The 14,729-nt window shown below is 28.3% G+C and carries 14 protein-coding genes; 10 read left to right on the top strand and 4 right to left on the bottom strand.

Translation table 11 applies throughout. The annotated features are described in order from the left end of the window. Positions 1–18: 18 nt before the first annotated feature. The 5 genes from ADFLV_RS08740 to ADFLV_RS08720 all read left to right on the top strand — a co-directional run bounded on the left by ADFLV_RS08740 (position 19) and on the right by ADFLV_RS08720 (position 4,385). Positions 19–432 (top strand): VOC family protein, encoded by a 414-nt coding sequence (locus ADFLV_RS08740; protein WP_129010601.1) that lies wholly within the window; start codon positions 19–21, stop codon positions 430–432. A gap of 239 nt (positions 433–671) precedes the next feature. After that, the gene (locus tag ADFLV_RS08735) at positions 672–1,127 is read left to right on the top strand and encodes a cupin domain-containing protein (protein ID WP_129010602.1); all 456 of its coding nucleotides are present in this window, start codon (positions 672–674) and stop codon (positions 1,125–1,127) included. A gap of 98 nt (positions 1,128–1,225) precedes the next feature. Beyond that, positions 1,226–1,672: a GyrI-like domain-containing protein gene (locus tag ADFLV_RS08730; protein ID WP_014474395.1), complete on the top strand. Its 447-nt coding sequence runs from the start codon at positions 1,226–1,228 to the stop codon at positions 1,670–1,672. Between the two features lie 15 nt (positions 1,673–1,687). Further along, positions 1,688–2,797: a GGDEF domain-containing protein gene (locus ADFLV_RS08725; RefSeq protein WP_129010603.1), complete on the top strand. Its 1,110-nt coding sequence runs from the start codon at positions 1,688–1,690 to the stop codon at positions 2,795–2,797. Positions 2,798–2,903: 106 nt separating this feature from the next. Continuing rightward, positions 2,904–4,385 (top strand): ATP-binding cassette domain-containing protein, encoded by a 1,482-nt coding sequence (locus ADFLV_RS08720; RefSeq protein WP_129010604.1) that lies wholly within the window; start codon positions 2,904–2,906, stop codon positions 4,383–4,385. A 26-nt stretch (positions 4,386–4,411) separates the two neighbouring features. Here ADFLV_RS08720 and lpdA read toward each other — a convergent pair whose 3' ends face one another. From lpdA to aceE, 3 genes are read right to left on the bottom strand one after another with little or no spacing between them, the layout of a single operon-like run. Continuing rightward, positions 4,412–5,845, bottom strand: coding sequence for a dihydrolipoyl dehydrogenase (lpdA, locus tag ADFLV_RS08715; protein WP_129010605.1), 1,434 nt, complete (start codon positions 5,843–5,845; stop codon positions 4,412–4,414). A gap of 9 nt (positions 5,846–5,854) precedes the next feature. Then, positions 5,855–7,510 (bottom strand): dihydrolipoyllysine-residue acetyltransferase, encoded by a 1,656-nt coding sequence (locus tag ADFLV_RS08710; RefSeq protein ID WP_129010606.1) that lies wholly within the window; start codon positions 7,508–7,510, stop codon positions 5,855–5,857. Between the two features lie 10 nt (positions 7,511–7,520). Next, positions 7,521–10,193, bottom strand: a complete 2,673-nt coding sequence (gene aceE, locus ADFLV_RS08705; protein ID WP_014474389.1) for a pyruvate dehydrogenase (acetyl-transferring), homodimeric type — start codon at positions 10,191–10,193, stop codon at positions 7,521–7,523. Between the two features lie 104 nt (positions 10,194–10,297). Between aceE and ADFLV_RS08700 the strand changes: the two genes are divergently transcribed. The 4 genes from ADFLV_RS08700 (at position 10,298) to ADFLV_RS08685 (ending at position 13,479) form a co-directional block, all read left to right on the top strand. Beyond that, positions 10,298–11,017 (top strand): lipoate--protein ligase family protein, encoded by a 720-nt coding sequence (locus tag ADFLV_RS08700; protein WP_129010607.1) that lies wholly within the window; start codon positions 10,298–10,300, stop codon positions 11,015–11,017. Beyond that, positions 11,014–11,889: a lipoyl synthase gene (gene lipA, locus ADFLV_RS08695; protein ID WP_014474387.1), complete on the top strand. Its 876-nt coding sequence runs from the start codon at positions 11,014–11,016 to the stop codon at positions 11,887–11,889. The genes ADFLV_RS08700 and lipA overlap by 4 nt, the downstream gene beginning before the upstream one ends. Positions 11,890–12,000: 111 nt before the next feature. Continuing rightward, positions 12,001–13,056, top strand: a complete 1,056-nt coding sequence (locus ADFLV_RS08690; RefSeq protein WP_014474386.1) for an NAD(P)-dependent alcohol dehydrogenase — start codon at positions 12,001–12,003, stop codon at positions 13,054–13,056. A gap of 72 nt (positions 13,057–13,128) precedes the next feature. Next, a complete protein-coding gene (locus ADFLV_RS08685) occupies positions 13,129–13,479 on the top strand; it encodes a zinc ribbon domain-containing protein YjdM (protein WP_129010608.1) in 351 nt (116 codons plus the stop codon). Positions 13,480–13,524: 45 nt separating this feature from the next. On the opposite strand, the gene ADFLV_RS08680 is transcribed toward ADFLV_RS08685, so the two are convergent. After that, positions 13,525–14,061 carry a carboxymuconolactone decarboxylase family protein gene (locus tag ADFLV_RS08680; RefSeq protein WP_129010609.1) on the bottom strand — a complete coding sequence of 179 codons (537 nt, stop codon included), beginning with the start codon at positions 14,059–14,061 and terminating at the stop codon, positions 13,525–13,527. A gap of 91 nt (positions 14,062–14,152) precedes the next feature. Here ADFLV_RS08680 and ADFLV_RS08675 point away from each other — a divergent pair, with 91 nt between their 5' ends. Further along, positions 14,153–14,728 carry a TetR/AcrR family transcriptional regulator gene (locus ADFLV_RS08675; RefSeq protein ID WP_129010610.1) on the top strand — a complete coding sequence of 192 codons (576 nt, stop codon included), beginning with the start codon at positions 14,153–14,155 and terminating at the stop codon, positions 14,726–14,728. Position 14,729 lies beyond the last annotated feature (1 nt).

The following is a 14,729-nucleotide window of genomic DNA, read 5'->3' as shown; positions in this document are numbered from 1 at the left end:
AACAAAAGGAATAAAAAATTGAAATCAATAACATTAAATTTAGCAGTTAAAGATATACCAAAAACTATAAAGTATTATCAAGAAAACTTTGATTTTGAAGTACAAATGCTAGTTGATGAATCAAAAACTATTTTTGATACACAAATTAAAAAAGAATTAAACTATGTTTGGGCGATGATACATAAAGATAATGTTTCTTTAATGCTTCAAAGTATAGAAAGTTTAAAAGAAGATGTTGGAGATTTTTTTCAAAATCTTGGTGCTTCTTTGACTATGTATATCGAAGTTGAAAATGTAGATGAATTATATTTAAAAATAAAAGATAAAGTAAGCATTTATAAAGAAATCAAAACCACTTGGTACGGGCAAAAAGAGTTTTATATAAAAGATATAAATGGTTATATTTTAGGATTTACAAGCAAAAATAGTTGAATTTATAGTCACATTATTCTTCAAAAAACTTTTTAATATCAACATCTAAAACTTTAGTAATTTTTGCAAGATGTTTGATATTAAAATATCGAAACAATATCCAAAATCTGAATAAATAAATATTGATGATATAAAAATATATATAATAAAAAAGCAATAAAATCTAATTGACTAATAAGTCAACTAATCGCTATAATATTCTTGACTAATTAGTCAAGAAATTTATATAGGAATAAAAAATGAAAGTAATTGAAAAAATAGTAGAAGATAGAAACTACACTGCGATAAATCTAGGAAATCTTGATGAATTGATGGAATATTCATTAATTCATCAAATTAATAAACAAAAAATTGAAGGTAAAGTATATTTAAAAGAACCAACAAACGCTACAGGTACAGAAATTTCTTTTAATTCTTTAGCTCCTAAAACTGAACAACCTTATTTTCATATCCACCATAAAAACGAAGAAACATATATAATTTTAAAAGGTTTGGGTTATTTTCAAGTAGATGGCAAAGCTTTTGAAATAAAAGAGGGTTCTGTTATTCGTGTAGCACCAGATGGAATAAGAGGTATTAGAAATGATTCAGATGAAACAATGATTTATTTAGTTGTTCAATCAAGAGAAAATTCTCTAGAAGAATATACAACCGACGATGGGGAAAGAGTAACTTTTGATCCAAAATGGAGATAGAAATATAAATAGTTAAAAAAGTATATAAGCAACTAAAACCAATATAAAAAAATATTATAGTAATATATCTTTTCAAAAATAAATAATAAAGAGAAAAGATGAAAGTAAAATATTTAGAAAAGTTTTATGTTGCAGGAATTACAATAAGAACAAATAATGTAACAGAATTAGATGAAACAACTGCACAAATACCACAACTATGGCAAAGATATGTAGATGAAAACATAGAGGGAAAAACTTTAAATAAATCAAAAAGTTTAGCTATGTATGGAGTTTATAATAAGTATGAAAAAGATGTAAATTCTGATTATGATTATACAATTGGTGTTGAAGTTACAAAACCAAAAAATGCTATAACAATAGAAAAAGATAGATATTTAGTATTTTCAAAAAAAGGTGAATTTCCAGAAGTAGTTATCGATGCTTGGCATGATGTATGGAACTATTTTAACTCAACTGAGTGTGAATATGAAAGAGCTTATAATTATGATTTTGAAAAGTATGCAAAAGAGGATGAAGTAGAAATATATATTTCTATAAAATAAAAAATTAGTTAAAAAATGAATCAATCCATAAAAAAAGTTATTGAAATAGGTATAAACCAAGAAACTGATTCTTGGTTAGCTGGAAAAATAAAACTTGTAAATATTATCTCTTTGGTGAATTTTATTTTTATTTTAAATATGATTATAATTGATTTTTTCATAAATAAAACTCACTATTTATCTATCGTGCTTTTATTTGTAAGTTTTGTTATGTTACTTCCATATTATTTAAATTATAAAAAGAGATATATTGCTTCTCGAATAGCATTTTTGATATTTGCATATATTTCTATTTGTTTTTTAGCTATTGTTTTTGGTAAAGAGTTCTATTTTCAGTACTATTTAGTTCCAGGTGTAGGGATGTCTTTGATTTTTTTTAGAGATGAAATAGGAAAGAAAAAATGGATATTTACATTTGCAGGAATACCTTTGTGGATATTTTTAGAAATTTGGTTTTTTTATAATCCTGCTCTTGTAATTTTGGATGGGAAATATGTAAGTATAATTTCATATTTTAGTAGTTTTCTTATTTTTGCAACAGCAATTGTAATGTTTGGTGTTTTTACACATGAAAGTGATAAACAACTTATAAATATTTCAAGAATGAATAAAAAGTTTAAGCAACTGGCAAATGTCGATGCTTTAACAGGACTTTATAACCGTAGATTTATAGATGAACAAATGGATTTGATTTTTAAAACAGCAAAAGAGGATAAAAGTTTTTTATCTTTAGTGATTTTTGATATTGATTTTTTCAAAAAAGTAAATGATACTTTTGGGCATGATGCTGGTGATAAAGTGCTTCAAATGATTGCAAAATTAGCAAATGAAAATTTTAGACAAACTGATTTGGTAGGTAGAATTGGTGGAGAAGAGTTTTGTATTATTTTTACAAATACAAATAAAGAAAATGTTTTAAAAATAGTTGATAGATTTTGTAAAACTATAGAAGAACAAACAGTTGTTTATGAACGAAAAAATATAAAAATTACATCTAGTTTTGGAATTAGTTATTTATCCCAAAAAATAGATAGTTACACAGATTTATTTAAAAATGCAGATGAAGCTTTGTATAAAGCAAAAAAAGATGGAAGAAATCGTATTTGTGAATACGAAAAAAAATAAATTTAAAAAAGGAAAGAACAATGAATATTTTATTTTAAATTCAAGGATAAAATCTAAAAACTACAATTATCCTTGATACTCAAATAGCAATGAATCAAGGAATTTTATGCAACATTTACAAATAAATAATCTTACATTTAAATATCAAGATATAGATATTTTCACAAATTTAAATCTTAGTTTTACAAATGGCTGGACTGGAATAATAGGAACAAATGGTTCAGGGAAAACAACACTTTTAAAACTAATCTCAAAAAAATTGAAACCTCATTTTGGAATAATAATCGGCAATGATTTATTTTATTATTGTAATCAAAAAATGGATTCTTTACCCGATAAATTTGAAGAATTTAGAGATGATTATAGTAGTAAAAAATACAAACTTAAAGAGTTATTATCCATAGAAGATGAATGGCTTTATAGATGGGAAAGTTTAAGTTATGGAGAAAAAAAAAGAATACAAATCGCTATTGCACTTTATAGTGAAACAGATATTTTACTTTTGGATGAACCTACAAATCATTTAGATTTATTAACAAAAAAAATAGTGATAATCGCTCTTAAAAAATTTGATAAAATAGGTATTATTGTAAGTCATGATAGAGAAATATTAGATTCTCTTTGTACAAATACTGTTATCATTAAAAATAAAAATTTCTATAAATATAATACTTCTTATTCAAATGCAACTTTAGAATTTGAGAAAGAACAAAATAGTTTAAAAAAAGAGTTTGATAAACAAAATCAAAAAATCTTATCTTTACAAAAAACAATCCAAACTCAAAAAGAAAAAGTATCTCAAAGTAAATCAAAATTTTCAAAAAAGAATATTGATAAAAAAGATAAAAGTAGTAAAGAAAAAATAAATTTAGCAAAACTTACAGGAAAAGATAAAAATGACTCAAAAAAAGTAGATATCTTTAATACAAAATTAGAACAATTAAATTCTCAAAAGATTATTTTGAATAAAGAATATAAAAAAGGAATTATTATAGAAAGTTCATCAAAAAAACATAATTTATTACCTTTTTCTTTAAAATCAAATAGTATAAAATTATCTGATGAAAAAACTTTATTTTTCCCTGATATTTTTATAAATAAAGGTGATAAAATTGCTCTTTTAGGAGATAATGGTGTCGGTAAAAGTTCTTTTATAAACTATTTGATTTCGCATCTTAATCAAGAAGATATATTTTTCCTTCCTCAAGAAATTGATGCAAAAAATGAGAAAGAATTATTTGAAAATATTAGTAATCTATCAGATGAAAAAAAAGGAGAGATATTTACTTTAGTTACAAGATTATCTTCTAATCCTAAGAATCTTTTAAACAATCAAACACCAAGTTCTGGTGAACTAAAAAAATTACTATTTGCAAAAGCATTACTTGAAAATATTGATTTTATGATATTAGATGAGCCAACAAATCATATGGATATTGATTCTATTATCTCTTTTCAAGAAGCTTTAGAAAAATATAAAGGTACAGTTTTATTTATCAGTCATGATAAATTCTTCATTGAACGTATTCAAACAAAAACTTGGAATATTTTAAAAAAAACACCTTTTGAATTTTATATAAAGATTTAAATAATTTTAAAATTTGTAAAGAGAAATTATTTTCTCTTTACAGCTTTTGCGTTTGGTAAATCTGTGATTGTTCCATCAAAAATCTCAGCAGCCATACCAATAGACTCGTGAAGGGTAGGGTGAGCGTGAATTGTAAGAGCTATATCTTCTGCATCACAATCCATTTCAAGTGCTAAAGAGATTTCTCCAAGAAGTTCTCCTGCATTTTCTCCTACAAGTGCACCACCAATTAGTTGATGTGTATCTTTATCAAAAATTAGTTTAGTCATACCTGTATTTGAAACATCACTAGCTAATGCTCTACCACTTGCACTCCAAGGGAAAGTTGAAACTTCATAGTTGATACCAGCTTTTTTAGCTTCAGTTTCAGTCATACCAGCCCATGCAATTTCAGGGAATGTATATGCAATAGATGGAATTTGTTTTGGTTCAAAGAATACTTTATGCCCTGCAATAACTTCAGCAGCTACATGACCTTCATGTACAGCTTTGTGTGCAAGCATTGGTTGACCGATGATATCTCCAATAGCAAAGATATGATTTACTTTTGTTCGTAGTTGATTATCAACTTTGATTAATCCTTGTTCATTTACTTCTACATTTGTATTTTCAAGTCCAAGTTTATTTCCATTTGCACTTCTTCCAAGAGCAACTAAAACAGCATCATATAAAATACCTTCTTTGGGTGCATTTTCACCTTTGAACTCTACATAAACTCCTTCATTTTTAGGAATAATACTTTGAGTTTGAGTTTTTGACATGATGTTAAATCTGTTACTATTTGCTTTTGTATAAAGTTTGATTATATCAGCATCAGTTCCAGTCATAAGTTGCTCTCCTCGAATTGCAACATCAACTTGACTTCCTAAAGTTGAGTAAACTGTACCCATCTCTAAACCTATGATTCCACCACCAAGAATAAGAAGTTTTTTTGGTATTTCTTTTACTTCAAGTGCATCTGTTGAATCCCAAATTCTTGGGTCTTCATGAGGAATAAATGACATTTTTGAACTTTGACTACCAGCAGCTATAATACAATACTCAAAAGTGATTTTTGTTTTTTCATCACTGTTTGTAAGAGCAACTTCAACACTATGTTCATCTAAAAATGTTGCATAACCTTGTACATGGTTTACTTTTCTCATTTTAGCCATTGCGTCTAATCCACCAGTAAGTTTTTTTACAACTCCACTTTTGTATTCAGCAATCTTTTTTATATCAATTTTTGGTTCTTCATAGAAAATACCAGCTTTTTCTATATGTTTTGCTTCTTCAACAACTTTTGCAACATGAAGTAAAGCTTTTGATGGAATACAACCAACATTTAAACAAACTCCACCTAAAGTTGAGTATCTCTCAACTATAGTTGTTTCTAATCCTAAATCCGCACATCTAAAAGCAGCTGAATAACCTCCAGGACCTGCTCCGATTACTAAAACTTGAGTTTTTATTTCTGTCATCTTAACTCCTTATAAGCTTAGTAATCTAATATCACTTAAAAGCTGTGATAAAGTTGTAGTAAATCTAGCACCATCTGCACCATCAATTACTTTGTGGTCATAAGATAAACTTAATGGTAAAATCAATTTTGGTTTAAATTCTTTACCATCAAATACAGGTTTAATAGAAGATTTTGAAACACCTAAAATTGCAACTTCAGGAGCATTTATAATTGGAGTGAAATATGTTCCACCAATTCCACCAAGGCTTGAAATGGTGAAGCAACCACCACTCATATCTGCACTTGTTAATTTTCCATCTCTTGCTTTTTGTGAGAGTTCAGCTAATTCAATAGCAATATCTTTGAAACCTTTTTTATCAACATCTTTGATTACTGGAACTAATAAACCATTTGGCGTATCAACAGCAACTCCAATATTAAAGTATTTTTTCATAATTAACTCTTGTCCATCATTACTTAAACTTGCGTTGAATTTTGGATGAATTTGTAAAGCTTTAGTAACAGCTTTTATAATAAATACTAAAGGAGATAGTTTGAAATCTACTGCAATACTATTTTGTGATTTTCTAAACTCTTCAAGTTCAGTAATATCAGCTTCATCAAATTGTGTAACGTGAGGCATAGATAAATAGTTTTTATGTAAAAATGGTCCAGAAACTTTTTGAACACGACTCAGTTCAACTCTTTCAACTTTACCAAATACAGAGAAATCTATCTCTTTTGATTCAGGTAAGTTAAATCCAAAACCAATATTTGAAGCAGTTGCAGGTTTATTTAATTGCTCTTTTACATAAGCTTTTATATCTTCTTTTAAGATTCTTCCTTTTTCACCACTTCCTTTTACAAATCCTAAATCAACACCAAATTCTCTTGCTATTTTTCTTACACTTGGACTTGCATAAACTTTTGTAGCTTTTTTAGTAAGAACCTTACTATCTTCTTTTTCTATACTAATTGCTGCTACTTCTTGAAGTGTTGGAGTAGAATTTACTATTTTTTCTACTTTTGTGGGAGTTGTTTGTGTTTGAAATGCTGGTGTTGGAACTTTGTTTTCTATAACTACAGTTTTAATCATTTTTGCAATCAAATCACCACTGTTTATTTTTTGACCTACTTGTACAAATAGTTCTATTATTTCTCCACCAAAAGGAGCAGGAACATCCATAGATGCTTTTTCTGTTTCAAGTGTGATTAGACCATGGTCAGCTTCAACAATATCGCCAACTTTAACCATAACATCGATTAAATCAACATCTTTATCAGCACCTAAATCAGGAACTCTTACTTCTTCAACAACTGATTGAATAGATTGCTCTTTTACAAATTGAGTTGGAGTTTGAACAGCAACAACTTCTTCTTTTGATTCTTCAACTTTTATAGGTGTCGCAATTTCTTCTTTTTGCTCATCAGCACTTGAATCATCTTGCGCTTCAACTCTAGCAATTAAATCACCACTATTTACTTTATCTCCAACTTTTACTAAAATTTCTTTAATAATTCCAGCATGAGTTGTAGGAACATCCATAGAAGCTTTTTCAGTTTCAAGTGTGATTAAACCATCTTCAACTTCAACAATATCACCCACTTTGACCATTATGTCGATTAAATCAACATCTTTATCAGCACCTAAATCAGGAATAAAAATATCATAAATTTTTGCCATTTTTTACTCCTTATGCATTTCTTGGATTGATTTTATTTGCATCAATCTCATATTTTTTCATAGCATCTATAGCAACTTTTTTATCAATTTTTCCATTTATTGAAAGTTGTGCTAATGTTGTATAAACAATAAAGTTTGTATCAACTTCAAAGAAACTTCTTAAATTTGCTCTACTATCACTTCTACCAAATCCATCTGTACCTAAAGCTTTGAAACTTCCTTTTACAAAAGGAGCAATTTGCTCTGAATAAGTTTTGATGTAATCAGTTGCACTAATGATAATATTTTCACTATCATTACCTAAAACTTGATTTACATAAGAAGTTTGTGCTTCTTTATCTAAATTTAATAAATTATTTCTCTCTACATCTTGAGCTTCACGTGCAAGTTCATTATAAGAAGTTACAGAGTAAATTTCACTTGAAATTCCATACTCTTTTTCTAAAATATCTGCTGCTTTTAAAACTTCTTGGAAGATTGACCCCGAACCAAGTAATTTAACTTTGTAGTTATTTTTTGCCTCTAAAGATTTAACTTTATAAATACCTTTGATAATTCCTTCTTCTACACCTTCTGGCATAGCTGGTTGTACATAGTTTTCATTTAAAGTTGTAATATAGTAGAAAACATCTTCTTGATTTTCTCCATACATTCTATTCATACCATCTTGAACAATAACGGCAACTTCATACCCATAAGTTGGGTCATAAGTAACACAATTTGGAATAGTATTTGCTAAGATATGAGAATGTCCATCTTCGTGCTGTAACCCTTCACCATTTAAAGTTGTTCTACCACTTGTTCCTCCAATTAAGAAACCTCTTGATTTTTGATCACCTGCTGCATAACATAAATCTGCTGTTCTTTGGAATCCAAACATTGAGTAGAAAATATAAAATGGAATCATTGGACAATCATTTACAGAATATGAAGTAGCAGCAGCAATCCATGAACTCATAGCTCCAAGTTCATTAATTCCTTCTTGTAAAACTTGTCCTTTAATATCTTCTTTATAAAATGCAACTTGGTCTTTATCTTGAGGGATATATTTTTGTCCAACAGAAGAATAAATACCAACTTGTCTAAACATACCTTCCATACCAAAAGTTCTAGCTTCATCAGGTACAATAGGAACAATTTTTTTACCAATATTTTTATCTTTAACTAAAACATTTAATACTCTTACAAATGCCATAGTTGTTGAAATTTCTCTATCTCCACTACCATCTGTAATTGCAGAAAATGCGCTTAATTCAGGAATCTGTAGATTTTGAGAGAATTTTTCTCTTCTTTGAGGTACATATCCTCCAAGATTTGATCTTCTTTCTTGCATGTATTTAAATTCTGCTGAATCTTCAGCTGGTCTATAATATGAATATGATTCAACTTCTTCATCAGATATTGGAAGATTAAATCTATCTCTAAATTGAATTAAGTTAGCTGTATCTACTTTTTTTACTTGGTGAGCAATATTCATACCCTCAGCTGCAGCTCCCATTCCATAACCTTTTACAGTTTTAGCTAAGATTACAGTTGGTCGTCCTACTGTTTCATTTGCTTTTTTAAATGCAGCATAAACTTTAACAGGATCATGTCCTCCTCTATTTAATTTCCAAATTTCATGGTCACTCATATTTTCTACAAGTTTCGCTGTTTCTGGATATTTATTAAAGAAATTTTCTCTTGTATAAGCTCCACCTTTTTGTTTAAAGTTTTGGTATTCACCATCAACTGTTTTTTCCATAAGTTCAAGAAGTTTTCCTGATTTATCTTTAGCTAAAAGTGGATCCCATAAACTTCCCCAAATAACTTTTAGAACTTCCCATCCAGCACCTCTAAATTCACCTTCAAGTTCTTGGATAATTTTTCCATTTCCCCTTACTGGTCCATCAAGTCTTTGTAAGTTACAATTTATAACAAAGATTAAGTTATCTAAACCTTCTCTTCCAGCAAGTCCAATCGCTCCAAGTGATTCAGGTTCATCACACTCACCATCTCCCATAAAACAATATACTTTTTGAGCAGAACAATCTTTTATCCCTCTATTAGTAAGATATTTTAAAAATCTTGCTTGATAGATTGCTTGTAAAGGTCCAAGCCCCATAGAAACAGTTGGAAATTGCCAATATGAAGGCATTAATTTAGGATGTGGATATGAAGATAATCCATCATTAAACGCCTCTTGTCTAAAATTATCCATTTGATCTTGAGTAATTCTTCCTTCAACAAAACTTCTAGCATAAATACCAGGGCTTATGTGTCCTTGGAAAAATATCAAATCTCCACCATCTTTTTCATTTGGTGCTTTAAAAAAGTGATTAAACCCAACATCATATAATGTAGCAGAAGATTGAAAAGACGCTATATGTCCTCCAAGTTCTAAACCTTTTTTTGATGCTCTTTGAACCATAATTTGAGCATTCCATCTAATAATAGATCTGATTTTTCTTTCAATATCCATATTAGCTGGCATTTTTGGCTCTTCATTTAATGAAATTGAATTTATATAAGCTGTTGTAGCACTATATGGTAAGTGAGCTCCACTTCTTCTAGATTTATCAATTAATTTTTCTAGCAAGAAATGAGCTCTTTCTACTCCTTCTTCTTCAATAATTGCATCTAAAGCCTCCATCCATTCTTGTGTTTCTAATGGATTAATATCTTCTAAATTTAACTGTGACATAAAACTCCTTTATAAAAAATATCTTAAAATTTATAATTAATTTCTAATTTTAATAAACTTTAAATTATAATACACTTATATAAATTATTTTAGGATAAATATAGATGATATTTAATAAAAAATTTAGATTGATTATATCACATAATATTAACTCAATTGGTAACACAAATATAGATAATGCTTTATTTAAATCTTTTAAAAATGATAGTATGCCTATTTTACGGCTTTATTCGTGGGAAAAAGGTATTACATTTGGTGTAGGACAAAATCTAAATGACTATGATAATTTATTAAAAGAATATGAAAATAATTTTTCAAAAAGAATTACAGGCGGTGGAGTCTTATTTCATGGTCATGATATTTCGTATTCTTTAGTAATTCCTTCAAGTTTTATAGAAAATAAGAACGTAAAAGAGACTTATGAATTGATTTGCTCATTTATACTTGATTTTTACAAAAGTTTAGGTTTAAATGCCTCTTTTGCAAAAGATATTGAAAGTATAGTTTTAAGTAAAAGTCCTTTTTGTCAAGTTGGATTTGAAGCTTATGATATAATTGTTAATGGAAGAAAGATTGGTGGAAATGCACAAAAAAGAGCAAAAAATGTGATTTTTCAACATGGTTCAATCCCTTTAATAAGTATAAAAAATGATGAAAAATTTGGTGCAAGTCTAGAAGATTTTTCTATAAATTTGACTTTTGATGAAGCAATAGAAAAATTAAAAGAAGCATTTAAACGAACTTTTAATGCTGAACTTTTAGAATCACAATTAAATGAAAATGAATTAAATATATATAATGAATTATGTAAGGTACAAAAATGACTAAAGAGATAAAATTTAAAAAACCTGAGTGGTTAAGAAAAAAACTAACTCCACATACACAAGTAGAAATGGAAAATTTACTAAAAGATGTTGGTGGACTTCATACTATTTGTCAAGAAGCAAAATGTCCAAATATTAGTGAATGTTTTGCAAATAAAAATGCAACATTTTTAATTTTAGGAAATATTTGTACTAGAAGATGTACATATTGTAATGTAACAACAGGAAAACCAACAGAAGTTGATTTAAGTGAGATACAAAAAGTTACAACATCAGTTTTAAGACTTGGACTTAAATTTGTAGTTATTACAAGTCCTGCAAGAGATGATTTGCCTGATGGTGGAGCAGAACAGTTTTTTAGAGTGACACAAGATATTATAGAAAAATCTCCTGATACAAAAGTTGAGATATTAATTCCTGATTTTAAAGGTAAAGTTGAAAGTCTTAAAAGAGTTATAGCTTCAGGTGCTACTATTATTGGACATAATGTAGAAACAGTTCCTAGTTTATATAGAATTAGAAGAAATGGTACTTATGAAAGAAGTTTAGAAGTATTAAAAAAACTAAAAGAACTTGGTGGAGATAAAGTACAAACAAAAAGTGCTTTGATGGTAGGACTTGGTGAAACAGAAGAGGAGATGGTACAAGTATTTAAAGATTTATTAGCTGTTGGTTGTAAGTTTTTAAGTATAGGTCAATATCTTGCACCAAGTGGAGATTTTGAAAAAGTTATTGAATATGTAAAACCTGAGCAATTCTTAAGATATGAGAAATTGGCATATGATTTAGGATTTGAATTTGTAAAAGCTAGTCCATATGCAAGAAGTTCATATATGGCACATCATTATTTAAATATGGCATCAGCACTTTAATATTGCAAAAATAGGTAAAAATAATTTTTTTTGTAATAAATAACTAAAAACTAATAATAGTTTTGATACATTACTAAAATAATAATTTTTACTTATAAGAGGAGAACCATTATGAAAGGTTTTGCAATGTTAAAAATAGGGCAAATAGGATGGATTGAAAAAGAAAGACCAACGTGTGGTGTAATGGATGCAATAGTAAAACCCATTGCTGTTTCACCTTGTTCTTCTGATGTTCATACTGTTTGGGCAGGTGCTTTAGGTGATAGACATAATATGATTTTAGGACATGAAGCTGTTGGTGAAGTAGTAGAAGTTGGTTCACTTGTAAAAGATTTTAAAGTCGGTGATAAAGTTGTTGTTCCAGCAATTACTCCTGATTGGAATAGTTTAGAAGCTCAAAGAGGTTATTCTATGCATTCAGGTGGTATGCTTGCTGGTTGGAAATTTTCAAACTTCAAAGATGGAGTATTTGCAGAATATTTTCATGTAAATGATGCTGATGGAAATTTAGCACTAATTCCAGAAGGTGTTGATCCAATAGAAGCTGTAATGTTATGTGATATGGTACCTACAGGTTTTCATGGTGTAGAACTTGCTGATGTTCAGTTTGGAGATAGTGTTTGTGTTATAGGAATTGGACCAGTTGGATTGATGGCAGTTGCAGGAGCAGCTTTAAGAGGTGCTTCTAAATTATTTGCTGTTGGTTCAAGACCAAAATGTGTTGAAATAGCTAAAGAGTTTGGAGCAACTGATATTATTAATTACCGAGAAGGTGATATAGTAGAGCAAATAATGGAAAAAACACAAGGAAAAGGTGTTGATAAAGTTGTCATTGCTGGTGGAAATTCTGATACTTTTGTTCAAGCTGTTAAAATAGTAAAACCTGGTGGAAGAATAGGAAATGTAAATTATTTAGGTAGTGGCGATTTTATTCAAATTCCAAGAGTTGAGTGGGGAAATGGAATGGCTCATAAAACAATAGTTGGTGGTTTGATGCCAGGCGGAAGACTAAGAATGGAAAAATTAGCTTCTTTAATACAAACAAATAGAATAAGTCCTAAAAAACTTATTACTCATAAATTTAATGGTATGGAACATATAGAAGAAGGTTTACTTTTAATGAAAGATAAGCCAAAAGATTTGATTAAACCTGTTGTGATTTTTTGATTAAAAAACTATTAAAATTATAAGAAAGCATTATTATTGTATAATAGGGCATTTAATGTTTAAAGGAAAATAATGAGTCAATTACCAAACTGTCCAAAATGTGGAAGTGAATATACTTACGAAGATGGAGATTTATATATCTGTCCTGAGTGTGCACATGAGTGGTCTCAGGATTCATCTGTAGAGAGTAGTGATGGTGATACATTAGTTGTAAAAGATGCAAATGGTACTATTTTACAAGATGGAGATGATGTAACTGTTATAAAAGATTTAAAAGTTAAAGGAAGTTCTTCAGGTATAAAAGTTGGTACTAAAATCAAAGGTATTAGACTTGTTGAGGGAAATGATGGTCACAATATCGACTGTAAAGTTACAGGTGTTGGAGCTATCAAGTTAAAACAAGAGTTTGTAAAAAAATCTTAATTTAATCAACTAAGAAGTTTTGAATTTCAAAACTTCTTAGAAATCTTAAGCCTTATAATCATCAATTTTAAAGGCGTTAAATAAAATATCTGTTGCTAACATTCTTGCTCCATGGTTTAGTGCATCTATTATATCTTTGTCTTGCCAATCTAACTTTCTTAAATCATTCATATCATTTTCATTTACTTTGTGAGGATTTTTCATAGAGTTGATTACAAATTTTAAAAGGGCATTTTCTTTTTGAGTCAATTTTGAACTATCTAAATCTTTTTTCATAGATTGTACTTCTTCAAGACTCCATTTTGCATGATTTACCAGCATTGCTGTATTAAAATCGATACAAAAATTACACTCTTCTTTGCTTGATACACAAATTCTAATACTAGCAAGTAATGGCATTGATAAAGTAGGGTGAGTTGAGTAATATTTTATAAAATCTAATTGCTGTTTTAAAAGCTCAGGACTTGAACTAAATAGTTTGGCATTATTTCCAACACTTCCTCTTACTTTTATAATTTCATTATAAATTTCTAGTAATTCACCGGTTGCTTCATTTGTTTCATATGTTTTTATAATTGGCATTTTATTTCCTTTATTTTTGTTGACAAGTTGGTCAACTCTAATTTTAATAAAACTTGACCAGTTTGTCAAGTAAAAAATGTTATAATTCCAAATGGAAAATAATACAAGAAAAAATTTAATAGATTCAGCCTTTGATGAAATCTACTCAAAAGGTTATCAAGGTGCATCACTTACCACTATTTTAAAAAATGCAAAAGTACACAAAGGCTCAATGTACCATTTTTTTGAAAATAAAAAAGATATGGCATTGGTTTGTATAAAAGAGAAAATTTATGAAAGATTTGTTCAAAGATATTCTTTGATACTTACTTTAGAATCAGGTTACTTAGAAGCTTTTATAGATGGTTTAAAAGATACAACAAAAAGAGATTTTAACAAAGGTTGTCCTATTGCAAATGTTGTACAAGAGATGTCAAATATTGATGAAGATTTCAAAGTTTTGATGGAAGAAATATATCAAACATTTAGAAAAAACATAAAAGATATTTTGGATATTGCAATACAAAAAAATGAGATGAAAGAGTGTGATACAACAAAATTAGCTCTTTATATAGCTTCAACTATTGAAGGTGCTATTTTATCTGCAAAAGCTACTCAAAATATCCAAGATTACGTAGATGTGATAGATATTTTATCTTCTTATATAATGTCATTTAAAAAGAGTTAAT

The organism is Arcobacter defluvii (assembly GCF_013201725.1).
GTDB classification, from domain to species: Bacteria; Campylobacterota; Campylobacteria; order Campylobacterales; family Arcobacteraceae; genus Aliarcobacter; species Aliarcobacter defluvii.
The sequence above is the reverse complement of the archived record's forward strand: the minus strand, read 5'-3'. Positions and strand labels throughout refer to the sequence as shown.

Excerpts from the sequence above, each read along its gene's own strand:
- ADFLV_RS08735 (WP_129010602.1), top strand. The coding sequence starts at position 672 with ATGAAAGTAATTGAAAAAATAGTAGAAGATAGAAACTACACTGCGATA.
- ADFLV_RS08730 (WP_014474395.1), top strand. The coding sequence starts at position 1,226 with ATGAAAGTAAAATATTTAGAAAAGTTTTATGTTGCAGGAATTACAATA.
- ADFLV_RS08725 (WP_129010603.1), top strand. The coding sequence starts at position 1,688 with ATGAATCAATCCATAAAAAAAGTTATTGAAATAGGTATAAACCAAGAA.
- ADFLV_RS08720 (WP_129010604.1), top strand. The coding sequence starts at position 2,904 with ATGCAACATTTACAAATAAATAATCTTACATTTAAATATCAAGATATA.
- lpdA (WP_129010605.1), bottom strand. The coding sequence starts at position 5,845 with ATGACAGAAATAAAAACTCAAGTTTTAGTAATCGGAGCAGGTCCTGGA.
- ADFLV_RS08710 (WP_129010606.1), bottom strand. The coding sequence starts at position 7,510 with ATGGCAAAAATTTATGATATTTTTATTCCTGATTTAGGTGCTGATAAA.
- aceE (WP_014474389.1), bottom strand. The coding sequence starts at position 10,193 with ATGTCACAGTTAAATTTAGAAGATATTAATCCATTAGAAACACAAGAA.
- ADFLV_RS08700 (WP_129010607.1), top strand. The coding sequence starts at position 10,298 with ATGATATTTAATAAAAAATTTAGATTGATTATATCACATAATATTAAC.
- lipA (WP_014474387.1), top strand. The coding sequence starts at position 11,014 with ATGACTAAAGAGATAAAATTTAAAAAACCTGAGTGGTTAAGAAAAAAA.
- ADFLV_RS08690 (WP_014474386.1), top strand. The coding sequence starts at position 12,001 with ATGAAAGGTTTTGCAATGTTAAAAATAGGGCAAATAGGATGGATTGAA.
- ADFLV_RS08685 (WP_129010608.1), top strand. The coding sequence starts at position 13,129 with ATGAGTCAATTACCAAACTGTCCAAAATGTGGAAGTGAATATACTTAC.
- ADFLV_RS08680 (WP_129010609.1), bottom strand. The coding sequence starts at position 14,061 with ATGCCAATTATAAAAACATATGAAACAAATGAAGCAACCGGTGAATTA.
- ADFLV_RS08675 (WP_129010610.1), top strand. The coding sequence starts at position 14,153 with ATGGAAAATAATACAAGAAAAAATTTAATAGATTCAGCCTTTGATGAA.